25 protein-coding genes are annotated in these 25,247 nt (G+C 61.0%); 17 read left to right on the top strand and 8 right to left on the bottom strand.

What is annotated here, in order from left to right; genetic code table 11:
• Window positions 1–256: 256 nt before the first annotated feature.
• The 4 genes from QLG03_RS12730 to QLG03_RS12715 all read right to left on the bottom strand — a co-directional run bounded on the left by QLG03_RS12730 (window position 257) and on the right by QLG03_RS12715 (window position 4,729).
• Window positions 257–628 carry a plasmid partitioning/stability family protein gene (locus tag QLG03_RS12730; protein ID WP_017900087.1) on the bottom strand — a complete coding sequence of 124 codons (372 nt, stop codon included), beginning with the start codon at window positions 626–628 and terminating at the stop codon, window positions 257–259.
• Between the two features lie 9 nt (window positions 629–637).
• Entirely contained in the window at window positions 638–1,594 is a 957-nt protein-coding gene (gene parM, locus QLG03_RS12725; RefSeq protein WP_032454592.1) for a plasmid segregation protein ParM domain-containing protein, read from the bottom strand.
• Between the two features lie 274 nt (window positions 1,595–1,868).
• Window positions 1,869–3,284, bottom strand: a complete 1,416-nt coding sequence (gene melB, locus QLG03_RS12720) for a melibiose:sodium transporter MelB (protein ID WP_044525156.1) — start codon at window positions 3,282–3,284, stop codon at window positions 1,869–1,871.
• A gap of 92 nt (window positions 3,285–3,376) precedes the next feature.
• The gene (locus QLG03_RS12715; RefSeq protein WP_255989494.1) at window positions 3,377–4,729 is read right to left on the bottom strand and encodes an alpha-glucosidase/alpha-galactosidase; all 1,353 of its coding nucleotides are present in this window, start codon (window positions 4,727–4,729) and stop codon (window positions 3,377–3,379) included.
• A gap of 239 nt (window positions 4,730–4,968) precedes the next feature.
• On the opposite strand from QLG03_RS12715, the gene melR reads away from it, so the two are divergent.
• Entirely contained in the window at window positions 4,969–5,907 is a 939-nt protein-coding gene (gene melR, locus QLG03_RS12710; RefSeq protein WP_004206385.1) for a transcriptional regulator MelR, read from the top strand.
• A 49-nt stretch (window positions 5,908–5,956) separates the two neighbouring features.
• Here melR and proP read toward each other — a convergent pair whose 3' ends face one another.
• Window positions 5,957–7,459 (bottom strand): glycine betaine/L-proline transporter ProP, encoded by a 1,503-nt coding sequence (gene proP, locus QLG03_RS12705; protein WP_023291673.1) that lies wholly within the window; start codon window positions 7,457–7,459, stop codon window positions 5,957–5,959.
• A 544-nt stretch (window positions 7,460–8,003) separates the two neighbouring features.
• On the opposite strand from proP, the gene QLG03_RS12700 reads away from it, so the two are divergent.
• The 12 genes from QLG03_RS12700 to phnP all read left to right on the top strand — a co-directional run bounded on the left by QLG03_RS12700 (window position 8,004) and on the right by phnP (window position 16,835).
• On the top strand, window positions 8,004–8,339 hold the full coding sequence (locus QLG03_RS12700; RefSeq protein ID WP_023291672.1) for a zinc ribbon domain-containing protein YjdM: 336 nt from the start codon (window positions 8,004–8,006) through the stop codon (window positions 8,337–8,339).
• 227 nt (window positions 8,340–8,566) lie between these two features.
• A complete protein-coding gene (gene yjdN, locus QLG03_RS12695) occupies window positions 8,567–9,001 on the top strand; it encodes a VOC family metalloprotein YjdN (protein WP_255989495.1) in 435 nt (144 codons plus the stop codon).
• Between the two features lie 155 nt (window positions 9,002–9,156).
• Window positions 9,157–9,882, top strand: coding sequence for a phosphonate metabolism transcriptional regulator PhnF (gene phnF / locus QLG03_RS12690; RefSeq protein ID WP_180264082.1), 726 nt, complete (start codon window positions 9,157–9,159; stop codon window positions 9,880–9,882).
• On the top strand, window positions 9,883–10,335 hold the full coding sequence (gene phnG / locus QLG03_RS12685; protein ID WP_032454588.1) for a phosphonate C-P lyase system protein PhnG: 453 nt from the start codon (window positions 9,883–9,885) through the stop codon (window positions 10,333–10,335).
• Window positions 10,332–10,916 carry a phosphonate C-P lyase system protein PhnH gene (gene phnH / locus QLG03_RS12680; protein ID WP_008807244.1) on the top strand — a complete coding sequence of 195 codons (585 nt, stop codon included), beginning with the start codon at window positions 10,332–10,334 and terminating at the stop codon, window positions 10,914–10,916. The genes phnG and phnH overlap by 4 nt, the downstream gene beginning before the upstream one ends.
• On the top strand, window positions 10,917–11,981 hold the full coding sequence (locus QLG03_RS12675; protein WP_023291667.1) for a carbon-phosphorus lyase complex subunit PhnI: 1,065 nt from the start codon (window positions 10,917–10,919) through the stop codon (window positions 11,979–11,981).
• Window positions 11,974–12,822: an alpha-D-ribose 1-methylphosphonate 5-phosphate C-P-lyase PhnJ gene (locus QLG03_RS12670; RefSeq protein WP_002885202.1), complete on the top strand. Its 849-nt coding sequence runs from the start codon at window positions 11,974–11,976 to the stop codon at window positions 12,820–12,822. Before QLG03_RS12675 ends, QLG03_RS12670 begins: the two co-directional genes overlap by 8 nt.
• On the top strand, window positions 12,819–13,577 hold the full coding sequence (phnK, locus tag QLG03_RS12665) for a phosphonate C-P lyase system protein PhnK (protein WP_255989497.1): 759 nt from the start codon (window positions 12,819–12,821) through the stop codon (window positions 13,575–13,577). The genes QLG03_RS12670 and phnK overlap by 4 nt, the downstream gene beginning before the upstream one ends.
• A 107-nt stretch (window positions 13,578–13,684) precedes the next feature.
• A complete protein-coding gene (gene phnL, locus QLG03_RS12660) occupies window positions 13,685–14,365 on the top strand; it encodes a phosphonate C-P lyase system protein PhnL (protein WP_060589936.1) in 681 nt (226 codons plus the stop codon).
• Window positions 14,362–15,498 (top strand): alpha-D-ribose 1-methylphosphonate 5-triphosphate diphosphatase, encoded by a 1,137-nt coding sequence (gene phnM / locus QLG03_RS12655; protein WP_117145842.1) that lies wholly within the window; start codon window positions 14,362–14,364, stop codon window positions 15,496–15,498. The genes phnL and phnM overlap by 4 nt, the downstream gene beginning before the upstream one ends.
• On the top strand, window positions 15,498–16,061 hold the full coding sequence (gene phnN, locus QLG03_RS12650) for a ribose 1,5-bisphosphokinase (protein WP_004206368.1): 564 nt from the start codon (window positions 15,498–15,500) through the stop codon (window positions 16,059–16,061). The genes phnM and phnN overlap by 1 nt, the downstream gene beginning before the upstream one ends.
• A gap of 15 nt (window positions 16,062–16,076) precedes the next feature.
• Complete coding sequence (gene phnP, locus QLG03_RS12645) at window positions 16,077–16,835, top strand: phosphonate metabolism protein PhnP (RefSeq protein WP_023291662.1); 759 nt, start codon at window positions 16,077–16,079, stop codon at window positions 16,833–16,835.
• Window positions 16,836–16,857: 22 nt separating this feature from the next.
• Here the strand turns inward: phnP and yjdP are convergent, their stop codons facing one another.
• Both yjdP and QLG03_RS12635 read right to left on the bottom strand, forming a co-directional pair.
• On the bottom strand, window positions 16,858–17,214 hold the full coding sequence (yjdP, locus tag QLG03_RS12640; RefSeq protein WP_032429059.1) for a DDRRRQL repeat protein YjdP: 357 nt from the start codon (window positions 17,212–17,214) through the stop codon (window positions 16,858–16,860).
• A 70-nt stretch (window positions 17,215–17,284) separates the two neighbouring features.
• Complete coding sequence (locus QLG03_RS12635; protein ID WP_255989502.1) at window positions 17,285–19,570, bottom strand: ATP-binding protein; 2,286 nt, start codon at window positions 19,568–19,570, stop codon at window positions 17,285–17,287.
• Between the two features lie 179 nt (window positions 19,571–19,749).
• Here QLG03_RS12635 and QLG03_RS12630 point away from each other — a divergent pair, with 179 nt between their 5' ends.
• The 4 genes from QLG03_RS12630 to QLG03_RS12615 all read left to right on the top strand — a co-directional run bounded on the left by QLG03_RS12630 (window position 19,750) and on the right by QLG03_RS12615 (window position 24,328).
• On the top strand, window positions 19,750–21,270 hold the full coding sequence (locus tag QLG03_RS12630; protein WP_048296446.1) for a sugar ABC transporter ATP-binding protein: 1,521 nt from the start codon (window positions 19,750–19,752) through the stop codon (window positions 21,268–21,270).
• Window positions 21,267–22,265 (top strand): ribose ABC transporter permease, encoded by a 999-nt coding sequence (locus QLG03_RS12625; RefSeq protein WP_023291658.1) that lies wholly within the window; start codon window positions 21,267–21,269, stop codon window positions 22,263–22,265. Before QLG03_RS12630 ends, QLG03_RS12625 begins: the two co-directional genes overlap by 4 nt.
• Window positions 22,266–22,295: 30 nt before the next feature.
• Window positions 22,296–23,237 carry an ABC transporter substrate-binding protein gene (locus QLG03_RS12620; protein WP_032454582.1) on the top strand — a complete coding sequence of 314 codons (942 nt, stop codon included), beginning with the start codon at window positions 22,296–22,298 and terminating at the stop codon, window positions 23,235–23,237.
• A gap of 74 nt (window positions 23,238–23,311) precedes the next feature.
• Window positions 23,312–24,328 (top strand): carbohydrate kinase family protein, encoded by a 1,017-nt coding sequence (locus QLG03_RS12615; protein ID WP_255989505.1) that lies wholly within the window; start codon window positions 23,312–23,314, stop codon window positions 24,326–24,328.
• A 40-nt stretch (window positions 24,329–24,368) separates the two neighbouring features.
• Here the strand turns inward: QLG03_RS12615 and QLG03_RS12610 are convergent, their stop codons facing one another.
• Entirely contained in the window at window positions 24,369–25,097 is a 729-nt protein-coding gene (locus tag QLG03_RS12610; protein ID WP_044525150.1) for a response regulator transcription factor, read from the bottom strand.
• Window positions 25,098–25,247: the final 150 nt, after the last annotated feature.

Genomic DNA, 25,247 nt, shown 5'->3' with positions numbered 1-25,247 from the left:
AGGCCCACCATTGCACTGGATCCGTAGGCCCGCGCAAGCGTAGCGCCGCCGGGCATGGCCACAGCCAGGGAGCCGCCAGTATGCCGGGTGGCGGCTACGCCTTACCCGGCCTACAAACTAAGCACAGCGCAAGCCGGGGAATTTCCCAGTCGCGGCGTTACGCCTTACCCGGGCTACCGGACAGTGTAAACAGTAGCCCGGCTAAGCGCAGCGCAAGCCGGGGAGTTTCCCGGATAGCGCAAACCGCGAATAGCGCTTAGTCCGGCAGCGAACCGGCGAGGTTGCGCGCCGAAACGCTCTCGCTGACCGGCGCGGGCGGCTCCGGCGCCTTAGCCGGGGCGGCCGCTGGTGCGGCTGTCGGGGCGGAAGAGGCCGGCTGGATCTCAAGGAACGAGGCCAGCATCTTGCGCAGCGTTTCCGGTTTCGTGTCTTCCGCCAGCAGCGCCGCCAGCATCGACGGCAAGCGGCTATCGACTTCCCCTAACGCCAGCCCCGCCAGCAGCGCCGTGCGCGACATATCGCCGCGGTCGCCGCGATGGTGGGCCTCAATTTTTGCGTCCGCGAAGCGCTCGCTGGCGCTGATATCCGGGCGCAGGTAAATCAGCACTTTTCTGCGTTCCAGAGTCATAGACGCTCCTTAGCCAATAATTTTCAGACCACGCACCAGGGCGAACTGCGGCTCTTCAGCCACCACGAAACGGTCCTCACGCAGGCCCATACGTTCACGAATGGCATCGGCAACCAGCGGCGCGCCGCCGCCAATCACGATGGCATGCGAGTAGCCTTTAAAGCTATCGATAGCCGTCAGGACGCGGGTGGTCAGACGTTCGATGCTGTTAGTGATCACCTTTTTCACCTCAGAAACCGCATCCGGATCGTTGATGTTATCGGTCAGGTACGCTTCGTCATGGCGATTGATAATGATCTGGTCGACGTTATAGCTTGAGGTATCGGTATTCGCCCGCGCCAGCGCCAGCTTAACGGCGTCGGTCACCAGCGATACGCCCAGCTTCGGGTCGCCGTAAATGCGCGAAACCGAGGTCATCTGCCCGGCGACCATCGAAATATCGAGCGTGGTGCCGCCGAGGTCGATAATCAACACCGAATGGGAGGGCTTGAGTTCATCGCACAGGCTAATGCCCGCCGGAATCGATTCCGGGCGCACGGTGACTTTGGTGATGTTGAACACCACGCCTTTATTCAGCTTAACTTCGCGCAGCAGGCTCTTTTTCTTACGCTCAATGTTGTCGAGGCGATATTGCGCATCCTCGTCATAAAATTCAGTCAGCGGCAGCGTCACAACTATTTCGACGTCCTGTGGCTCAAGACCGCTGGTCAGCAGCGCGTGATGGACAGCGATGGAGTTCAACGGGCTGTACTGCCAGTCAATATTATTGGTCGGGAGCGCATCGGGAGTGATCAGGTCGAATGAGTACTTTTCATCATCCACGGTGTAGTTAAAGGGCTTCCCGGAACCGAAGGTGGCAGACCAGCCGCGTTTAAAACTATTGGGGCTGATATGGGTGAAAGTTTCGCCATCTTGCTCCCACAGCATTTTGATATTGGTTGAACCATCATCGATAAAAATGCGCATCGCATTGCTCCATCACTGAGACAAATAAGAGAAAAATGTAACAACCAAAAGAGTAGCAAGAGTTAAAAAGCAGCGCAAGAGCACGAAAAAGAGACAATTCCGAGTTTTAATTGAGAACAATTGGAGCAAATAACAACTTCATGAACCTAGATAGAGAACATTTTGAGACAAATTAGAGAAATACGTTTTCTCTTTTCATCCGCTTTCAACGCTCATTTTTGTCCAAAAAAGAGAGTATCCCTCCCCTCTTTCGTCAGCTGTTTTCGAACGCTTTTTACACCTGGTTGGGTACCACAATGGGCCGTTCCGGCTCAGCCACATTTTCCGGTACCCGACGATATTTATCCAGCAGGTGAATCTGAATGCGACGCAGCATATCGCCGTTGAGCTTGTAATAGCGGAAATAGAGAAACAGCGTCAGGGCAAAAAAGAGCGTCGGCAGCGCAATCATAATCGCCTGCATCCCCAGCAGCGTCTGGGACGACTGGGCCACATTCGGCACATAACCGATGATACCGAGCACGATGGCGATAAACCAGGCCGCGAACGCCGAGCCCGCTTTCACCACCAGCGTCTGCACCGAATAGGCGATACTTTCGCAGCGGATGTTCATCGTATATTCGCCGTAGTCGACGGTATCGGCCACCATAATAACCTGCAGCACCCAGAACAGCGCGGTGCCGATATTCAACAGCACGCCGGCCAGCGAAATCAGCGCGACGTTGTAGACCCCGCTCAGCGCCATCAGCAACAGCACGCCGCAGCCCAGCACCGGCATGATCGAAGCGCCCGCCCACAGAATGCGCCGCGACAGCCCTTTCACCAGCCGCGGAAACAGCACCAACGTCAGCAGGTTCGCCGCGCCGGCGTAGGACATGTAATACGGGAACATCTCCGCGCTGCCAATCACGTAGGTAAAGTAGTAAATCGCAAAGCCAGCGATAATATTCGCCGCCGTGTTATAGGCCAGCGCCATGCCCAACAGGCAGGCCAGCTGATCGTTTTTATAGATCAGCGCCACCATCTGGCGCAGTGAGAGATGGCTGGCATCCTCGCTCACGCCGCTATCCGAGGAGTAAACCTCGTGGACGTTACGCAGCGTGACGAGGGTGGAAACCACGAAGAAGGCGATCAACACCAGGGTGAACATCTGGAAACCGAAACCGCGGTCGGCGCCGCCCACGGCGCTGACAAACGGCAGCGTGACGCCGGCAGTGACGAATCCCGCCAGGCTGGCGAAAAAGCGTGGATACGGCACCAGCTGTTCACGTTCGCGTTTATCAAGGGTAATGGTCGGCACCAGCGACCAGAACGGCACATCCATGATGGTGTAGGTGAACCCCCACAGCAGGTAGGTCAGCCACACCCATGCCAGCAGCGCCCCGCCGGAGAAGTGATGGGCGCTGAACAGCATATACAGCACCACCGAGTTGGTTATCGTGCCAATCAGGATCCACGGTTTGAATTTCCCCCATCGCGATCGCGTACAGTTGACGATCCAACCCATGATCGGATCGGCTATCGCATCGAGGATCCGCGCCACCAGAAACAAGGTGCCGACCACCCCAACCGACAGTCCAACAATATCGGTGTAGTAATACATCAGGTACATGTAGACGATACCGATAGCGAAATCTTTACCAAAGGCACCAAATCCGTAGCTGAGCTTTGTTGTCATTGAAATACTCATAGGGTACAGGTCGCTGTCGCCAGCGCCTCCTTCAGTGTTTGATAGAGCATGCAGGACGCCGCCGGGTCGTTGCCCCCGGCGGCATGAGAAAATTAACGATGCAGCCAGGACGGCAGCCAGTCGCCGTGGCTGGCGATCAGATCGTCCACCAGCGCGTAGATCTCTTCGATCCCCAGCACCGCGGCGGTGTGCGGATCCATCATCGTGGCGTAATAGACGTAATCGCGATTTTCGGTGAGGATCGCCTCCGTGAGCAGCGTCTGCACGTTGATGTTGGTCTGCATCAGCGCCGCCAGATACGCCGGCAGCGCGCCCACTTTGGTCGGCTGAATGCCGTTGGCGTCCACCAGGCAAGCCACTTCCACGCAGCAGCCCTGCGGCAGGTTGTCGATAAGGCCGTCATTGCGTACGTTGCCATACACCACGCTTGGCTCGCCGGTCCAGATGGCGTTCATGATGGTGCTGGCATACTCACGGGATGGCTTCACCTCGATGCGCTCGCCGCGCTGATAGCTCTCCAGCTCCTGATGCCAGTTGGCCAGTTGCTCGACGCAGCGTTTCGGGTATTCATCCAGCGGCACTTTATAGCGGGCGATAAGGTCCTCGCGGCCCGGCTTGATAAACCATGGCGTGTATTCGGCAAAATGCTCCGATGACTCGGTCACAAAGTAGCCGAGCTTTTTGAACATCTCATAGCGGACGATGTTTTCGCAGCGCGGGTTACCGTGCAGGTTAGGCTTCGGCGCGCGCCCATCGGCGTAGGCCTGCAGCAGGTCGGGATAGAGGCTGACATAGCTGCCGTCGGCGAGCTTTTTCTCCAGCGAGAGATAGAACGCCATATGGTTAATCCCGGCGCAGCGGTAGCGTAAATCCGCCGGGTTGAGGTCAAGATCGCGCGCCAGTTCTTCCGCCGTTCCCTGCACCGAGTGGCACAGGCCAACCTGTTTAATATGCGGGTAGCGGGCGTACATGGCCCAGGTGTTCATCGCCATTGGGTTGACGTAGTTAAGCAGGGTGGCGTCCGGGCAGACCTCGGTCATGTCGTCGCAGATAGCCCACAGGTGAGGTATGGTGCGCAGGGCGCGCATAATGCCCCCCGGACCCAGCGTATCGGCGATGGTCTGCTCCAGGCCATGGCGTTTACAGACCTCAAAATCGGTGACGGTACAGGGCTCATAGCCGCCAATCTGGAAGGCGACCACAACGAAATCAGCGCCCTGCAGGGCGGTTTTGCGATCGCGATGGCAGCTGATTTCGCCCTTCGCGCCGACGGAATCCATCAGCTTGCGCACCACGGTATGCGACTCTTCCAGCCGGGTGTCATCGATATCCATCAGCGCGACATGCGCCGATTTCAGCGCCGGGCGCTGGAAAACATCACCGAGAATATTTTTAACGAACACCGTCGAACCGGCGCCGATAAAGGTAATTTTTGGGGCGGTCATTACGCTCTCTCCATCTGGTCATTGAACCCTTGCAGAGTGGCACGCCGTTCAGCGTTGCGCTGCCCTGTTCCCACCGGAGCATTCCCGAAAGCTCAGATCGGCCATTAAGCGCCACAAAATCTGAGTTTTCGGGAACAGATTGCGCAAAAAGGAGAGAAAATGGGCCGATTCTTCCGCTAAGCTGTCGTCAGTTCTGGCGAAAAATGCAGCCACTCTGACAATTCAGGAATACGCTAACGATGGAATACCGCTTCACCTCCCTGCCCCCCGATCCCTTTATGTGCAGCAGCGATGAAAAGCAGAGCCGCAGCCCGCTGGCGCTCTACTCTGAGTATCAGCGTATGGATATCGAGCTGCGCCCGCCGCACGCCATGCCTACCAGCCACTGGCATGGCCAGGTGGAGGTCAACGTGCCGTTCGATGGCGACGTGGAATATTTGATTAATAACGAAGTAGTGCGCATAGAGAAAGGCTATATCACCCTGTTCTGGGCCTGTACGCCGCATCAGTTGACCCGCCCGGGGGATTGCCAGCAGATGGCGATCTTTAACCTGCCGATGCATCTGTTTCTCTCATGGCCGCTGGACCGGGAGCTGATCAACCACGTCACTCACGGGATGGTGATTAAATCCCTCGCCGCCCAGCAGCTGAGCGCCTTCGAGGTGCGCCGCTGGCAGCAGGAGCTGAACCACGACAATGAACAGATTCGCCAGCTGGCGATCGATGAAATCGCCCTGATGCTGAAGCGGCTGAGCCTCGCCGGCTGGCAGCCGATTCTGGTCAACAAAACCTCGCGCACCCATAAGAACAGCGTCTCGCGCCATGCGCAGTTTTATGTCAGCCAGATGCTGGAGTTTATCGCCGCCCACTACGACCAGGCGCTGACCGTCAATGCCGTCGCCGAGCACGTTAAGCTCAACCCGAACTATGCGATGGGGGTATTCCAGCGAGTGATGCAGCAAACCATGAAGCAGTACATTACCGCCATGCGCATCAATCACGTGCGGGCGCTGCTGAGCGATACCGACAAGACCATCCTGGATATCGCCCTCACCGCCGGTTTCCGCTCCAGCAGCCGCTTCTACAGCACCTTTACCCGCTACGTGGGGATGCCGCCGCAGCAGTACCGTAAACTTAGCCAACAGCGTCGTCACGGTCTGGCCTTGCCGGAGGCATAAAAAATGCCGCCGGGGTTTCCCCAGGCGGCATGATTAGCAGTGAAAACAGTTAGTCGTTGATACGCGGATGCTGCTGCACCAGACGCGACCGTTTTGCCTGCAGATCGGCGATCTCCTGATCGATATCTTCGATTTTTTGTTCGATGTTATCGTAGTGCTCGCCAAGGATTTCTTTCGCTTCCTGAATATCCGACGCCGCCGGGGTCGCCCCTTTCAGCGGACGGTTAGCCGTCTCTTTCATCGACAGGCCCGTCGCCATACCCACCACCGCGATTACCATCAGGTAGTATGCCGGCATCATCAGGTTCTGAGTGGTTTCCACCAGCCACGCCGCCAGGGTTGGCGTCAGACCAGCAATCAGCACCGAGATGTTAAAGGCGCTGGCCAGGGCGCTGAAGCGGATGTGCGTCGGGAACATCGCCGGCAGCGAGGAGGCCATCACCCCGATAAAGCAGTTCAGCACCACCGCCAGCAGCAGCAGACCGGCGAAGATCAGGCTCGTCACGTTGCTGTTGATCATAATGAAGGCCGGGATCGACAGGGCAAACAGCGCCACGCTACCAATCAGGATAAACGGGCGACGGCCGAAACGGTCGCTAAGCATACCGATAACCGGCTGTACAAACAGCATCCCGACCATGATAGCGATGATGATCAGCACCCCATGGTCTTCCGAGTAGTGCAGGTTATGCGACAGGTAGCTCGGCATGTAGGTCAGCAGCATGTAGTAGGTCACGTTGGTGGAAATCACCAGACCGATACAGGTCAGCAGGCTGCGCCAGTGCTTAGTGGCAATCTCTTTAAAAGAGACCTTCGGCCCGTCCTGCAGACCTTCACGGTCGCCCTGCTCCATGGTGTCCACATGCTGCTGGAACGCCGGGGTCTCTTCCAGCGCATGGCGCAGATAGAGGCCGATGATGCCTAGCGGCAGCGCCAGGAAGAACGGGATACGCCAACCCCACTCAAGGAAGTTTTGTTCCCCCACTACGCTGGAGATCAGGACCACCACGCCGGCCCCCATCACAAACCCGGCGATGGAGCCAAAGTCCAGCCAGCTGCCCATAAACCCGCGTTTACGGTCAGGGGAGTATTCCGCGACGAAGATCGACGCCCCGGTATATTCACCACCGACCGAGAAGCCTTGCGCCATTTTACACAGCAGCAGCAGGATCGGCGCCCAGATACCTATCGTGGCATACGAAGGAATAAGGCCGATACAGAAAGTACTTATCGACATGATCACGATAGTTATCGCGAGAATTTTCTGCCGACCGTATTTATCGCCCAGCATCCCGAAGAACAGGCCGCCCAGCGGACGAATTAAAAATGGAACGGAGAAGGTACCGAGTGCGGCAATCATCTGCACGCTTGGGTTGGCATCGGGGAAGAAGACTTTACCTAAGGCGTAGGCCACAAAGCCGTAGACGCCGAAATCGAACCACTCCATCGCGTTGCCCAGAGAGGCCGCGGTGATCGCCTTTTTCAGTTTACCATCGTCGATGATGGTCACATCCTTAAGGGTGATGGGCTTTATTTTTTTCCTTTTAAGCATATTTTTCCTCTGCTACTCCGCCTTGAATGCACGTCTCTTCGCCGAATGGCAAAGCCATTCGCAACGTGCGTCAGGAGCGGTGAATTGCTGTGCTCCTCATTTCAAGCGTAGCAGGTTTGCCTGCACTGTCTGCTGACAGAATGTACAACCGAACCTGTTGACGCCTGCTGTGGCTACTGGTGAATAAATGGAGCGGCTCATCGTCATAATTGATGAAATTGACCTGCTCCCCTTTTTTACCCTAACAGTGTTTATATCTGCGATCAACTTCACATAAATTTACCGCCTAATTACAGAGTCCCAGAAAATAAATAAGTTCATTTCCTGCCGTTTGCCCGGAAATTATTTCGTCGATATTGTTCCATCGCCGGCGGTTAATTTCAGCAATTATTCGGTTCTTCCCGGAATAGCGCCCTGGCTATTTTTTAGCAAAAAAACACCCGACAAAAGTGGGTGATTGCGCTATAATCATAGCCACTTTCGGCTCTCAGCCGCTGTTTAAAGGACCAACGTCCTGTTTTTCGACGACATCACGAGGAACGTCATGCAACTGCCACACTGCCCAAAATGCGATTCGACTTACACTTATGAAGACAACGGCATGTACATCTGCCCGGAATGCGCCCATGAGTGGAACCCTGCCGAAGCCACGGAAGAAAACGACGTTCTGATCGTTAAAGATGCCAATGGCAATTTACTGGCCGATGGCGACAGCGTCACGGTAGTGAAAGATCTGAAGGTTAAAGGCAGCTCTTCGATGCTGAAAATCGGCACCAAAGTGAAGAATATCCGCCTGGTCGAAGGCGATCACAATATTGACTGCAAAATTGACGGTTTTGGCCCGATGAAGCTGAAATCTGAATTCGTCAAAAAGAACTGATTTATTTCCGGGCAGGCGACGCGATTATTTTCCCCTATCGCCGTCGCCGCTCCCGATATCCTCACTGCCCTTCGCCTCCCTGCGCATCCGGTTATTTATCCCGCCAGCCGCCGCTATTTACGCTGCCGCCTGCAGCACTATTCCCGCCCCATTTTCGCGCTGCCGTCTGGCTCAATCCCGCTGTGGGCGACTACGCTTTACGGGTTACGGTCACTGAGGTATTCACCATGTCCTTAAGTCCCTACCTTGCCTTTGCGGGCAACTGCGCCGAGGCGATCGCCTTCTATCAGCAGACGCTGGGCGCCGAGCTGATGTTTAAAATGACCTTTGGCGAAATGCCGCCTTCGGCGCAGGAAGCCTCTGACGGCTGCCCGTCTGGCCAGAAGATGGCGGATGACGCCATCGCCCACGCCAGCCTGCGCATCGGCAACGGCGAGCTGATGCTAAGCGACAGCGCCTTCGGGCCCGATGTGCATTACGCCGGCTTCACCCTCGTCCTCGATCCCAACGATGTCGCTGAAGGCCAGCGCTGGTTCGACGCGCTGGCGGTCGGCGGGCGCATTGAGATGGCCTGGCAGGAAACCTTCTGGGCCCACGGCTTCGGTAAAGTCGTCGATCGCTTTGGCATCCCATGGATGATCAACGTAGTCAAACAAGGCTGACTCCGCCAGGGCGGCCTGGCCGCCCTGTCATCCATCTGGCATTAACTCTTCATCCTTTAGTCATCATCACTTAACAGAACTGCAACATAAACCGGTCAGGATCGGCTCACAACGCGAGGAGGCTCCTCGCCTATGCTGTGTGAGGCTTGATGACCATGCACCTGTCCAGACATCCGACCAGTTATCCCACGCGCTATCAGGAAATCGCCGCCCGGCTTGAGCAGGAGCTGCGCCACCACTATCGCTGCGGCGACTATCTGCCCGCCGAGCAGCAGCTGGCGACGCGCTTCGATGTAAACCGCCATACCCTGCGTCGGGCTATCGACCAGTTGGTTGAGCGCGGCTGGGTACAACGCCGTCAGGGCGTCGGCGTGCTGGTGCTGATGCGGCCGATCGATTACCCGCTCAATGCCCAGGCGCGGTTCAGCCAGAACCTGCTGGAACAAGGCAGCGATCCCACCAGCGAAAAACTGCTGTCGGTACTGCGCCCCGCCAGCGCGCACGTTGCCGAGGCCTTTGGCATTAGCGAGGGCGAGAATGTCATCCACCTGCGCACCCTGCGCCGGGTCAATGGCGTCGCCCTGTGCCTGATTGACCACTACTTTGCCGACCTGCGCTTCTGGCCGGTGTTGCAGACCTTCAGCCACGGCTCGCTGCACAACCTGCTCCGCGATCGGCTTGACGTCGAACTGACCCGGGTGCGCACCAAAATCAGCGCCCGTCGCGCGCAGGCGAAAGAGAGCAAGCTGCTGGAGATCTCCAATATGGCGCCGCTGCTCTGCGTGCGCACCCTCAACAGCCGCCAGGGCGAGCAGGCCGTCACCGAATACTCCGTCAGCCTGACCCGCGCCGACATGATTGAATTCACCATGGAGCACTGAATGCACTTCGATACCGCCACCCGCCAGCGCTGGATGTCCGTGCTGGCCCACAGTGAACCGCAAGATCTTCTGGCACGCATGCACGCCCTGCAGCTGGCGCCGGAGTATGAGCTGATCCGCTCTCCCGAGACAGGCCTGGTGCAGCTTCAGGCCCGGATGGGCGGTATCGGCGACCGTTTCTTCGCCGGCGACGCCACGCTCACCCGGGCGGCGGTACGTCTGGCCGATGGTACGCTCGGCTACAGCTGGATCTTAGGCCGTGACCGCCCGCACGCCGAACGCTGCGCGGCCATCGACGCCCTGCTGCAGTCGCCCCGCCATTTTCACAATTTAATGGAAACCCTGATAACCCCGCTGGAAGCGCTACGCAGCGCGCGCATTGAAGCCCGACGCGCCGAAGTCAACGCCAGCCGGGTCGACTTCTTTACCCTGGTTCGCGGAGATAACGCATGACCTTACAACCCGCTTTTACCCTGGCTGTGCAGGATGCCCAACACAGTTTTCGTCGCCTGCTGAAAGCGATGAGCGAGCCGGGGGTGATTGTCTCCCTGCAGCAGTTGCAGCACGGCTGGCAGCCGCTGAACGTCGCCTCCACCAGCCTGCTGTTGACCCTTGCCGATCACGAAACGCCGGTCTGGCTCGCCAGCGCCCTGCATAACGATCTGGTGGGACAGAATCTGCGCTTCCATACCGGCGCGCCGCTGGTGGACCAGCCGCAGCAGGCGGTCTTTGCGGTCGCCAATGACGGCATCAGCGCCGAGCAGCTCAACGTCCTCTCCGCGGGCACCGTCACCGCCCCGGAGACCGGCGTCACGCTGATCGTCCAGCTCGCCAGCCTGAGCGGCGGGCGCATGCTGCGCCTGACCGGGGCAGGCATTGCCGAAGAGCGAATGATCGCCCCTCAGCTGCCGGACTGCATCATTGACGAACTGACGGAGCGCCCGCACCCGTTCCCGCTGGGCATTGACCTGATCCTCACCTGCGGCGAGCGCCTGCTGGCGATCCCGCGCACCACCCACGTGGAGGTTTGCTAAATGTACGTTGCCGTCAAGGGCGGCGAGAAGGCGATCCGCGCCGCTCACGCCTTACAGGAACAGAAACGACGGGGCGATGGACGGCTTCCCGAACTGAGCGTTGACCAGATAAGCGACCAGCTCAATCTGGCGGTGGACCGGGTGATGACCGAGGGCGGCATCGCCGACCGCGAACTGGCGGCGCTGGCGCTCAAGCAGGCCAGCGGCGATAACGTCGAAGCGATCTTCCTGCTGCGCGCCTACCGCACCACCCTGCCGCGGCTGGCGGTTAGCGAACCGATCGACACCGCCGGAATGCGTCTCGAACGCCGCATCTCGGCAGTGTACAAAGATATCCCCGGCGGTCAGCTGCTGGGCCCTACCTACGACTACACCCACCGCCTGCTCGATTTTACCCTGCTGGCGAACGGCGACGCGCCGTCTGTGCCGAAAGCCGATAGCGAAGCGCCGACCTCGCCGCATGTTTTCAGCCTGCTCACGCAGCAGGGGCTGGCGAAGGCCGAGGAAGATCGCGGCACACCGCCCGACGATATCACCCGCACCCCGCCGGTCTACCCCTGCTCGCGTTCTTCGCGCCTGCAGCAGCTGATGCGCGGCGATGAAGGCTACCTGCTGGCGCTGGCCTATTCGACTCAGCGCGGCTATGGCCGCAACCATCCGTTTGCCGGCGAGATCCGCAGCGGCTACGTGCAGGTGGAGATTGTCCCGGAAGAGCTGGGCTTTAGCGTCAATATTGGCGAGCTGCTGCTGACCGAATGCGAAATGGTCAACGGCTTCGTCGCCCCGCAGGATGAACCGCCGCACTTCACCCGCGGCTACGGTCTGACCTTCGGCATGAGCGAGCGCAAAGCGATGGCCATGGCCCTCGTCGACCGCGCCCTGCAGGCGGCGGACTATGACGAAGAGATTGCCGGTCCCGCCCAGGATGAAGAGTTTGTGCTGGCCCACGCCGATAACGTTGAAGCCGCCGGCTTCGTCTCGCATCTGAAGCTACCGCACTATGTCGATTTCCAGGCCGAACTGGCGCTGCTGAAACGCCTGCAACGGGAGAACGAACGTGGCTAACCCACTGACTGGCTATAACTTTGCTTATCTCGACGAGCAAACCAAGCGCATGATCCGCCGGGCTATTCTCAAAGCGGTAGCCATTCCCGGCTATCAGGTGCCGTTTGGCGGTCGCGAAATGCCGATGCCCTACGGCTGGGGCACTGGCGGCATCCAGCTGACCGCCAGCGTCATCGGCGAGAACGACGTGCTGAAGGTGATTGACCAGGGCGCCGATGACACCACCAACGCGGTGTCGATCCGCCAGTTCTTTAAGCGCGTGACCGGCGTCGCCACCACTGAGCGCACTGAAGACGCCACCCTGATCCAGACCCGCCACCGCATCCCGGAGACGCCGCTGGTGGAGGATCAGATCCTGATCTATCAGGTGCCGATCCCGGAGCCGCTGCGCTTTATCGAGCCGCGCGAAACCGAAACCCGCACTATGCACGCCCTGGAAGAGTACGGCGTGATGCAGGTGAAACTGTATGAAGATATCGCCCGCTTCGGCCATATCGCCACGACCTACGCCTACCCGGTGAAGGTCAATGGCCGCTACGTGATGGACCCCTCGCCGATCCCGAAATTCGATAACCCGAAAATGCACATGATGCCGGCGCTGCAGCTGTTCGGCGCCGGGCGCGAAAAGCGGATCTACGCCGTGCCGCCCTATACCCCGGTGGAAAGTCTCGATTTCGACGACCATCCGTTTACCGTCCAGGAGTGGGATGAGCCTTGCGCCATCTGCGGCTCGCGCCACAGCTACCTCGACGAAGTGGTGCTGGATGACAGCGGCCAGCGGATGTTTGTCTGCTCCGATACCGACTATTGCCGCCAGCAGAGCGAGGGGCAGAAAAAATGAGCCAGCCGTTACTTGCCGTCAATCACCTGACCCATCTCTATGCCCCGGATAAAGGCTTCCGCAACGTCTCCTTCGAACTGTGGCCGGGGGAAGTGCTCGGCATCGTTGGGGAGTCCGGATCCGGTAAAACCACCCTGCTGAAGGCGATTTCCGCCCGCCTGACGCCGCAGCGGGGCGAGGTGCTGTACCAGCAGCGCTCGCTGTACGCCATGAGCGAAGCCGAACGCCGCCGCCTGCTGCGCACCGAATGGGGGGTGGTGCATCAGCACCCGATGGACGGCCTGCGTCGCCAGGTCTCCGCCGGGGGCAACATCGGCGAACGGCTGATGGCCACCGGCGCCCGCCACTACGGCAACATTCGCGCCACCGCCGAAAAGTGGCTGCAGGAAGTGGAGATCCCGCCCTCGCGCATCGACGACCTGCCCACCACCTTTTCCGGCGGCATGCAGCAGCGTCTGCAGATCGCCCGCAATCTCGTCACCCAGCCGAAGCTGGTGTTTATGGATGAACCCACCGGCGGGCTGGATGTGTCCGTGCAGGCGCGGCTACTTGACCTGCTGCGCAGCCTGGCGGTGGAGCTGAATCTGGCGGTAGTGATTGTCACCCACGATCTCGGCGTCGCCCGCCTGCTGGCGAACCGACTGCTGGTGATGAAGCAGGGCCAGGTGGTGGAGAGTGGCTTAACCGACCGGGTGCTCGACGATCCGCATCACCCTTACACCCAGCTGTTGGTGTCGTCGGTATTGCAGAACTGACGCTGTTTTGCCGGGCGGCGGCTGCGCCTGACCCGGCCTGCAGATGCGTTATTCGTAGGCCGGGTCAGCGAAGCGCCACCCGGCAACTCAACCCCGTGAGGGCTAACATGATCCGCGTTGAAAACATTCATAAAACCTTTGTTCTGCACCAGCAGCACGGCGTGCGTCTGCCGGTGCTGGCCGACGCCTCGCTGACCGTTAACGCCGGGGAGTGCGTGGTGCTCCATGGCCACTCCGGCAGCGGCAAATCGACCCTGCTGCGCTCGCTGTACGCCAACTATCTGCCGGACAGCGGCCATATTCATATCCGCCACGGCGACGAATGGGTCGATCTGGTCACCGCCACGCCGCGCAAGGTGCTGGAAGTGCGTCAAACCACCATCGGCTGGGTCAGCCAGTTTCTGCGGGTGATCCCGCGCATTTCGGCGCTGGAGGTGGTGATGCAGCCGCTGCTCGACCTCGGGACGCCGCGTGAAGCGAGCGCCGCCAAAGCCGCCCAGCTGCTGACCCGCCTCAACGTTCCCGAACGTCTGTGGCATCTTGCGCCGTCGACCTTTTCCGGCGGCGAACAGCAGCGGGTCAATATCGCCCGCGGTTTTGCGGTCGACTATCCGATCCTGCTCCTCGATGAACCCACCGCCTCACTGGATACCAAAAACAGTGCTGCCGTGGTCGACCTGATCCACGATGCCAAAGCGCGCGGCGCGGCCATCGTCGGGATTTTCCATGACGAAGGGGTACGCCGCCAGGTCGCCGACCGGCTGCACCCCATGGGAATGACAGCATGATTATCAATAACGTAAAACTGGTTCTCGACGACGACGTGGTACACGGTTCGCTGGAAGTCCAGGGCGGTCGCATTCTCGCCTTCGCGGAAAGCCAGAGCCGGCTGCCGCAGGCGCTGGATGGCGAAGGCGGCTGGCTGCTGCCGGGCCTTATCGAACTGCATACCGATAACCTCGACAAATTCTTTACCCCGCGACCGAAGGTGGACTGGCCGGCCCACTCGGCGATGAGCAGCCACGATGCAATGATGGTCGCCAGCGGTATCACCACCGTGCTCGACGCCGTGGCGATTGGCGATGTGCGCGATGGCGGCGATCGCCTTGAGAATCTGGAGAAGATGGTCAATGCGGTGGAAGAGACGCAAAAGCGCGGCCTCAACCGCGCCGAGCACCGCCTGCACCTGCGCTGCGAGCTGCCGCATCACACCACGCTGCCGCTGTTTGAAAAGCTCATTGACCGCGAGTCAGTGAGCATGGTCTCGCTGATGGATCACTCCCCGGGCCAGCGCCAGTATGCCGATCGCAGCAAGTACCGCGATTACTATCAGGGAAAGTACCATCTGACGCATGACGAGATGGATCGGTTTGAAGCCGAGCAGATGGCCCTGGCCGCCACCTGGTCGCAGCCCAATCGCCAGACCATTGCCGCCATGTGCCGCGCCCGCCGTATCGCCCTCGCCAGCCACGACGACGCCACCGAGGCGCATGTGGCTGAATCCCACCAGTTGGGTAGCGTGATCGCCGAGTTTCCTACCACCCTGGCCGCGGCGCAGGCTTCACGTCAGCACGGGATGCACGTCCTGATGGGGGCGCCGAATATCGTGCGCGGCGGTTCCCACTCCGGCAACGTCGCCGCCCACCAGCTGGCGAACCATGGTTTGCTCGACATTCTCTCTTCCGACTACTACCCCGCCAGCCTGCTGGATGCCGCATTCCGCATCGCCGACGCCGAGGATAACGCCTTCACCCTGGCGCAGGCGATCCGTCTGGTCAGCAAACATCCGGCGCAGGCGCTGGGCCTTGACGATCGCGGCGTCATCGCCGAGGGGAAACGCGCCGACCTGGTGCTGGCGCACCGTCGCGGCGAGCATGTCCACATCGACCATGTCTGGCGCCAGGGAAGGAGGGTCTTTTAATGCCGGGGAAACTGATTTGGCTGGTGGGGCCCTCCGGCTCCGGTAAAGACAGCCTGCTGGCGGCGCTGCGCCAGCGCGAGCACCCGCAGCTGCTGGTGGCGCATCGTTACATTACCCGGCCCTTTAACGCCGGTAACGAAAACCATATCGCCCTCAGCGAACATGAATTTTTTACCCGCGCCGAGCAGCATCTCTTTGCCCTCAGCTGGCACGCCAACCATACTTACTATGGCATTGGCGTGGAGATCGACCTCTGGCTGCACGCCGGCTTCGACGTGGTGGCCAATGGCTCCCGCGCCCATCTGGCGCTGGCGCGGGAACGCTACGGCGAGGTGCTGGTGCCGATCTGTCTCGCCGTCTCGCCGCCGGTGCTGCGCCAGCGGCTGGAGCAGCGCGGCCGGGAAAATGCGGTGGACATCGCCCAGCGTCTGGATCGCGCCGCGCGCTATAAGCCGGACGATTGCCTGACGCTGAATAACGACGGCAGTCTCCGACAATCGGTCGATGAATTTTTCCGCCTGCTGCGCAGCCACGCGGTGCGCGAAGCGGATCCGCTGGTATAAACACAAGGTGACACGATGAGCCTGACCCTCCGCTTAACCGGCACCGGCGGCGCTCAGCTGGTGCCGGTCTTCGGCTGCGATTGCGCGGCCTGCCGCCGCGCCCGCCGTGAGGAAAGCCATCGCCGCCGCCCCTGCAGCGGGGTGGTGACGTTCAACAGCGCAGTGACGCTGCTGGACGCCGGCAGGCCGGATCTGATGGAACATCATCCCGCCGGCAGCTTTCAGCAAGTGCTGCTAACCCACTATCACCTGGATCATGTGCAGGGGCTGTTTCCGCTGCGCTGGGGCGTGGGCGGGCCGATCCCGGTCTATGGCCCGCCGGACGACGCCGGCTGCGACGATCTGCTCAAGCACCCCGGCCTGCTCGACTTCAGCCATACCGTCACGCCGTTTGTGGTGTTTGAGCTGCAGGGCCTGCGGGTGACGCCCCTGCCGCTCAACCATTCGAAGCTCACCTTCGGTTATCTGCTGGAGTCGGCCCACAGTCGGGTGGCCTGGCTCTCGGATACCGCCGGGCTGCCGGACAAGACGCTGAAGTTTTTACTCAACAATCGCCCGCAGGCGATGATCATCGACTGCAGCCATGAGCCGCGCGCGCAGACCCCGCGTAACCACAACGATTTCACTACCGTTCGCGCCCTTAACCAGGCGATAGGCTGTCCGCGAGTGATCCTCACCCATATCAGCCATCAGTTTGACGTCTGGATGATGGATAACCCGCTACCGGAAGGTTTCGAAGCGGGCTATGACGGGATGGAAATAGTACTGGATTAAGCGTCGGTCTGCAGCGGGGCGATCAATAGTCATCGTCCAGACGACGCTGATCGCTTTCTAACTGGCGGCGATCGCGATCGAGCTGGCGCTGGCGTTCATCCAGCTGACGGCGGCGATCGTCCAGCTGGCGTTGCCGATCGTCATACTGACGCTGGCTGTCACGACTCTGCTGGCGGCTCCCTTGATAGCGCCCGTCATCATAACGGCCATCGTCGTTGTCTCTGTCGTCGTCGTCACTGGAACGGCTACTGCCCGGGTTATAGGCGTCGTTAATGGCTTGCTGAATATTGCCGATCGCGTCATCGATAATATCGGCGCGAGCGGCCAGGCTGGTCAGCGACAGAGTGCAAAAGAGCAGTGCGGTTGCGTAACGTTTCATCGGGGCCAATCTCATCAGAGTCCTGCCGCTACCTTAATCAACGGCATGCCGCCCGGGTAGCGGAGGAATCTCAAATCCTCGCGTACGCCGCGCTTAGCGCCTGCGCCAGCTGGGCGCGGGTAAAGGGCTTACGCAGCCACTCCACCTCCGGCAGGGCCGGGTTCTGCGCCGGGCGCAAATCCTGACCGCTGATCAGCAGTACCGGCAGCGCCGGAAAGCGGCGTCGGGCGGTATGGATCACATCGGCGCCGCTCAGCGCGCCGGGCAGCATCAAATCGCTGATCAACAGGGCGATATCCGGCGAGGCCTCCAGCAGCTGCAGCGCCTCTTCCCCGCTGGCGGTTTCCAGCGTCAACCAGCCCAGCTGATGCAGCTGCTCGCACAGCGTCTGGCGAACATCCTCTTCATCCTCCAGCACCAGCGCCAGCCGCTCTCCCGCCGGGATGGGTTCGTCTTCCACCGGCGCCACCGCCTTCACGACCTCGGTCATCGCCCGGGGCAGCTGCAGCCGCACCGTCGTCCCCTGCCCCGGCGCGCTCTCCAGCGCCACCCGGCCGCCCGACTGGCGCACAAAGCCATACACCATCGACAGCCCCAGGCCGCTGCCGCTGCCGGTGGCTTTGGTGGTGAAGAAGGGTTCAAACACCCGGGCTTTCACCGCCTGCGACATGCCGCTGCCGTGATCGATCACCTCCAGGGCCACCATATCCTGCCGCTGGCCGCTGCTGCGAGTGACCCGCTGATTCCAGGTGCGAATTTTAATGACGCCCGTGCGCCCGGCCATGGCGTCGCGGGCGTTCATCACCAGGTTGATCAGGGCGTTTTCCAGCTGGCCGACGTCTATCCATGCCGGCCATGCCGGCGACTGCGCCTCAATCTCCAGGCTCAAGGTCGCCGGCAGGGAGTGGCGCATCAGCTCGCTGAGGTTCTCCAGCAGCGGCGCCATCGCCACCGCCTGGGGATGCAGCGCCTGCTTGCGCGAAAAGGCCAGCAGCCGCTGGGTCAGAAGCGCCCCGCGTTCCGCCGCCTTCAGCGCCCTGGTGAGGCGCGGCGCATCCTGCGCATTCGGCTCCACCAGCTCAAGGCTGCCGATGATCACCGCCAGCAGGTTGTTAAAATCATGCGCCAGGCCGCCGGTCAGCTGGCCGACGGCCTTCATCTTCTGGCTGTGCAGCAGCGCCTCCTCCAGCTCCTGGCGCTTAATCCGATCGATCTCCATCTGGGTGGTCTTCTCTTTCAGCAGCCGGGTGGTGTGCTCCAGCGACGCCGTATTGCGGGCGAAAACGTTAAAGGCGCGCGCCAGTTCGCCCAGCTCGTCGCGCCGCTGCAGGGCCGGCACCGAGACGTTCGGCTCTCCCTGAGCCAGCCGCGACATCGCCCGCGAGATAGCGGTCAGGTTAGAGCCCAGGTTACGGTAGATGTACCACCCGGCGCAGCCGGTGATCGCCAGCGCCAGCAGCGCGGAAAGCAGAATAAACATGCTGATGGAGCGCAGCTCCCGATGGCTCTGCGCCGCCCGCTGTTCGGAGGCTTCCGCCACCCGGCTCACGTACTGATTGATGTCGTCGTTAAGCAGCGCGACCAGCGCTTTGATGTGGTACATGTACCAGCTGATCGTCAGGTCGCTCTCCTCCAGCTGGGCCGACAGCGGGGCCAGCTTCGCCAGCTCCCGGGTGACGTCGGGGAGAACAAACGCCAGCGCGGGATCGGCGCTATGGGCCGGCAGGTCGCCGCGCAGCTGGTCGAGCTGCAGGACGATCGACCGCGGCGTGACGGTATGGATCGCGGCGACGATCAGCCGGTCCATCTCGGCCAGCCGGCGAGGATCGATCGCCCGCTCCCCGCCGCGATCGTTAAGATCGGCGAGATGGCGCAGGTTGCTCTGATTCTGGTAAAGCGAACTCAGCAGCGCATTGCGCTGCAGATGGCGGCGCTGGCCGCGCTCCAGCATCTCCGCCACGCTCTGCTGCAGCGCGTTGCTGCGGCGAATAATACTGGCCACCAGCGCCTGCTCCTGCTGCGCCAGCGGGGCCGCCGCCAGCTGGGCCAGCGAGTGCTTCAGCGCCTGCTGCGTCGCCAGCAGCCGTTCCGCTTCGCTTTTGTACTCCAGCGCGCCCACCACCTGCGACAGGCGCACCGCCGCCGTGGCGACATTCGCCGTGTCCCGCGCCAGATCCATACTGCCGCGCATATCGTTGAGGGTCTGGCGCTGCACCTGCTCCTGCAGCTGGCTGGCGTGGTGAAAGCCGAACACCGCCACGCCGCTCACCAGCAGGGTGACGACCACCATCAGCAGATTAAAGGAGAGCAGGCGGCCACGGGCGCTGGTGAAAAACGGGTGTCGGCGAGCGGTCATAGCAACTCCGGTGAAGGAACGGTCGGCAGATAAGCGTGACGGTGCAGAAAATGACGCCGCGTAACTGTGATCGCGGTTAACTATTTATCACTATGACAAATATGAATGGATTCTGACATCCTGCATTTATTTTCCGGTGGTGGACTGCAGCTATTGTTCTCGCAGACAGGAGCGCCGTGATGACCGCCACCCCGGTACTGGAAATGCGCCATATCGCCAAAGCTTTTGGCAAATTCTACGCGCTGAAGGGCGTCGACCTGACGGTCTGGCCCGGCGAGATCCATGCCCTGATGGGGGAAAACGGCGCCGGAAAAAGCACGCTGATGAAGATCCTCGCCGGCGCCTATACCGCCACCAGCGGCGAGATCCTGATCGACGGGAAACCGCAAACGATCCGCGGCCCCAAGGACGCGCTGGCCGCCGGGATCACGTTGATCTACCAGGAGATGCAGCTGGCGCCGAACCTGACCGTCGCGGAAAACATCTTTCTCGGCAGCGAGCTGGCGCGCGGTGGCCTGGTGCAGCGCAAAGCGATGCTCAGCCAGGCGCAGGCGGTGATCGACCGTCTCGGCGCCCAGTTCAAGGCCAGCGACCGGGTGATGACCCTGACCATCGCCGAACAGCAGCAGGTGGAGATCGCCCGCGCTCTGCACCGTCAAAGCCGCATTCTGGTGATGGATGAACCCACCGCCGCCCTCTCCTCGCGGGAAACCCAGCGCCTGTTCGACCTCATCCTGCGCCTGCGTGACGAGGGCATGGCGATCATCTATATCAGCCACCGCATGGCGGAAGTGTATGAGCTCTCCGACCGGGTCAGCGTCCTGCGCGATGGGCAGTATGTCGGCAGCCTGGTGCGCGACAAGCTCAATGCGCCGGAGCTGGTGCGCATGATGGTCGGCCGTCCGCTCAGCGATCTGTTTAATAAAGAGCGCGATATTCCCCGCGGCCAGCCGCGCCTGCGGGTCGAGGATCTGACCGATGGCGGCAAGGTTAAGCCCAGCAGCCTGGTGGTGCACGCTGGCGAAATCGTCGGCCTCGCCGGGCTGGTCGGCGCCGGACGCTCCGAGCTGGCGCAGCTGATCTTTGGCGTGCGCAAAGCCACCGGCGGGGTGATCGAGATCGACGGCGAGCCGGTGGTGATCCACTCGCCGCGCGAAGCCATCGACCATGGAATCGGCTTTCTGACCGAAAATCGCAAAGAGCAGGGCCTGTTTCTCGAACTGGCGGCCCAGGAAAACATCACCATGGCGACGCTGGAGCGCGACGCGACCTGGGGGATGCTCAATCGCCGTAAGGCGCAAACTATTTCCGATGACGCCATCCAGCTGCTGAACATCCGCGTGCCTCACGCCCAGGTGCGCGCCGGCGGACTGTCCGGCGGCAACCAGCAGAAGCTGTTAATTTCGCGCTGGGTGGCGATTGGCCCACGCATTCTGATCCTCGATGAACCCACCCGCGGCGTCGACGTCGGCGCGAAAAGCGAGATTTACCGCATCATGAACGACATGGCGCGCCAGGGCGTCGCTATTCTGATGATCTCCAGCGAACTGCCTGAAGTGGTGGGCATGAGCGACCGGGTCTATGTGATGCGCGAAGGGACTATCGCCGGCGAGCTGCAGTCCGGCGATATCAGCCAGGAACAGATCATGACGCTGGCCACCGGCGTGAACGATTCTCACCTTAAGGCAGGGCAACTATGAGCATACCGAAAGAGACCTCCGCGCCGGTCGCGACATCCGCTTCGGCGAAAAAAATGCTGATGGGCGACCTGATGCAGACCGTCGGCATTCTGCCGATCCTCATCCTGATCGTCGCCGTTTTCGGCTTTATCGCCCCCAACTTCTTCACGGAAAGCAATCTGCTGAATATCACCCGCCAGGCCTCGATCAACATTGTGCTGGCGGCGGGAATGACCTTCATCATCCTCACCGGCGGCATTGACCTCTCCGTCGGCTCCATTCTCGGCACCACCGCGGTGGCGGCAATGGTGGTCTCGCTGATCCCGGAGTTGGCGTTGCTGTCGATTCCGGCGGCGCTGATGCTCGGCCTGCTGCTTGGGCTGTTCAACGGCGCGCTGGTGGCCTTCGCCGGGCTACCGCCGTTTATCGTCACCCTCGGCACCTATACGGCGCTGCGCGGCGCCGCCTATCTGCTGGCCGACGGCACCACGGTAATCAACTCCGATATCAGCTTCGAGTGGATCGGCAATGACTACCTCGGCCCGGTGCCGTGGCTGGTGGTCATCGCCCTGGCGGTTATCGCGGTGTGCTGGTTTATCCTGCGCCGAACCACCCTTGGGGTGCATATCTACGCGGTGGGCGGCAACATGCAGGCGGCGCGGCTGACCGGCATCAAAGTCTGGCTGGTGCTGCTGTTTGTCTATGGCATGAGCGGCCTGCTCTCCGGCCTTGGCGGGGTGATGAGCGCCTCCCGGCTGTACAGCGCCAACGGCAACCTCGGGGTCGGCTACGAGTTGGACGCCATCGCCGCGGTCATTCTCGGCGGCACCAGCTTCGTCGGCGGCATCGGCACCATCACCGGTACGCTGGTGGGGGCGCTGATTATCGCCACCCTCAATAACGGTATGACCCTCATGGGGGTCTCCTACTTCTGGCAACTGGTGATCAAAGGGGCGGTGATCATCATTGCGGTGCTGATCGACAAATACCGTACCCGACACCATCAAAGTGCATAACAACACCATCTTACCTGCGAGGAAAAGCGAATGCGTTTAAAACCGATAGTCACCGCGCTGTGTGCTGGCGCGCTGCTGGCCGCCTCCCCCTTTGCGTCGGCCAAAGAGCTGAAAGCGATAGGCGTGACGGTGGGCGACCTTGCCAACCCGTTTTTTGTGCAGATCACCAAGGGCGCGGAGCTGGAAGCCCGCAAGCTGGCGGGGGATAACGTCAAAGTGACGCTGGTCTCCAGCGGCTACGACCTGGGCCAGCAGGTGGCGCAGATCGACAACTTTATCGCCGCCAGGGTCGATATGATTATCCTCAACGCCGCCGATTCGAAAGGCATTGGCCCGGCGGTGAAGCGGGCCAAAGAGGCCGGGATCGTGGTGGTGGCGGTTGACGTTGCCGCCGAAGGGGCCGACGCCACCATCACCTCCGATAACACCCAGGCGGGCGAGCTGGCCTGTAAATACATTAGCGACCGTCTGAACAACAAAGGCAACGTGGTGATCATCAACGGGCCGCCGGTCTCCGCCGTACAAAACCGCGTCGAAGGCTGCGAAACGGAGTTCAAAAAACACCCGGATATTAAAATTTTGTCCTCCAACCAGAACGCGAAAGGCAGCCGGGAAGGCGGACTGGAGGTGATGACCTCCCTGCTGGCGGCCAATCCGAAGATTGACGGCGTGTTCGCGATCAACGATCCGACGGCGATTGGCGCCGATCTGGCGGCGAAACAGGCGCAGCGCAGCGAGTTCTTCATCGTCGGCGTCGACGGCAGCCCGGACGGCGAAGAGGCGCTGAAGCGTAAGAACTCGCTGTTCGTCGCGACGCCGGCGCAGGATCCGCAGGTGATGGCGGCGAAGGCGGTGGAAATTGGCTACAACATCCTGCAGGGCAAACCGGCCCCAACCGCGCCGGTGCTGATCCCGGTGACCATGATCGACAAAAACAACGTCAGTTCCTACAAAGGCTGGACCGTGAAATAAGCGCAACCCGGCGCACAATCGTTCCGCCGATTGTGCGCTACGCTTAACAGGTATGACGGCGCGGAGTAGCGATCATGGAACGTAAAGGGATTATTGCCGCAGGCAACATGCTGGTCGATCATGTCCACCAGATCAGACAGTGGCCGGAGCGCGGCTGGCTGGTGGAAATTATTCACAGCGAACGCGCCACCGGCGGCGCGCCGCTGAATGTCCTGCTGACCCTGGCCAAAATGCACGCCGGTCTGCCGCTGCAGTCGGTCGGCCTGATTGGCGAGGATAACGATGGCGACTACATTACCGCCATGCTCGATCAGTACCATATCAATCGCCAGCTTGTGCAGCGCACCAGCTCCGCTCCCACCTCGATGACTCAGGTGATGACCGACGCCGAAGGCCAGCGCACCTTCTTTCACTCTCCCGGCGCCAACCGCCTGCTTGACCTTCCGGCCTTTGAGCCGCTGGATGCGCCGCTGAAAATTTTCCATCTCGGCTATCTGCTGCTGCTTGAAAGTCTCGATCGCCCCGACGAAGAGTACGGCACCCGCAGCGCGCGGTTGCTGGCGCAGATGCGCGAGCGAGGCTATGAGGTTTCCCTCGATCTGGTGTCGCGCAAGGGCGACCCGCGCTACCGCCCGCTGGTCCTGCCGGCGCTGGCGCATCTTGACTACCTGACCATCAATGAGCTGGAAGCCAGCGAGTTTAGCGGGCTGGAGATTCGTCTACCCAACGGCGAGCCGCACGTCGCCCATATCGCCCGCGCCGCCAGCGCATTGCTTGACGCAGGCGTGCGCCAGCGAGTGGTGATCCACTGTCCGGAGGGGGCATGGGGCGTCTCCCGTACCGAAGCCGGGCGCTGGGTACCGTCATGGCGGCTGCCGCCGGAGGAGATTGTCGGCAGCGTCGGCGCCGGAGATGCCTTCTGCGCCGGCCTGCTGTACGGCAGCCACGAACGCTGGCCGTTAACCGACAGTCTGCAGCTGGCTCATGCCTGCGCCCGCGCCAGCCTGCAGGCCGCCAATGCGATCGACGGCGCTAAAACGCTCTCTGAGCTGCAGGCGTTTATTCAGTTGCAGAATAGTGAGAGGGGTTAACACCGCCAGCAATGGGCAGGCCGGTTAGACAGCCCCCGCCCTACGCCGCCTTCTCGCTGTGGGTCACGTCGGCGGAAAAGACATAGCCCAGGCCGCGCAGCGTTTTAATCAGCGTCGGCTGATGCGGGTTCAATTCGATTTTGCGCCGCAGGCGCATGATCAGCACATCGATGGTGCGATCGAACACCTCGGTGCTTTCGGTATGGGTCAGCGCCAGCAGCTGTTCGCGGTTCAGCACCCGGCGGGCGTTCTGCGCCAGCGCCAGCAGCAAACCGTATTCTCCCTGGGTCAGCGGGATCGCCTGCTGCTGTGGGTTATACAGCTCACAGCGGGTGGTATCCAGCCGCCAGCCGTTGAACGTCAGGCCGGCGACGCCGCCCGGGGCCTCGCTGGCCAGCGCCCCGCTGCGCCGCAGCACCGCCTTCACCCGGGCGACCACCACCCGCGAACTGAACGGTTTGGCGATGTAATCATCGGCGCCCATCTCCAGGCCCACCACCACATCGGACTCGCTGCCCAGGCCGGAGAGCATCACCACCGGCAGCTCAGGCCGCGTGCGCTGCAGCTGCTGGAGCACCTGCAGACCATGGGTATCCGGCAGGATCATATCCAGCAAAACCAGCGCGATGTCCGCCCGCTGCGCCACCGTCGCCAGCGCGTCGCCGCCGGTCTGGCAGACCAGCACCTCAAACGCGTGCGCGCCGAGCACATCGCTGAGCAGCTCGCCCATCGCTATGTCGTCATCAACCACTAAAATGACCGGTTTCATCTTTGCCTCTGCCCGCGGGGAGTTAGTGTCAGTCTGATCGATTCTGCAAGGCTGCGCCGATAAATTCCTCTCCCGGTGACATTTTTTCAAGCGCCGTCACATCTCCAGGGTATCGACACGTCAAATCTGTCGACAGGCTGTTTTTCGTCA

Origin of the sequence: Klebsiella sp. V115_8, assembly GCF_029967715.1 — a bacterium.
Classification (GTDB): Bacteria; Pseudomonadota; Gammaproteobacteria; order Enterobacterales; family Enterobacteriaceae; genus Klebsiella; species Klebsiella quasipneumoniae.
This window is presented reverse-complemented; position numbering and strand designations above follow the sequence as displayed.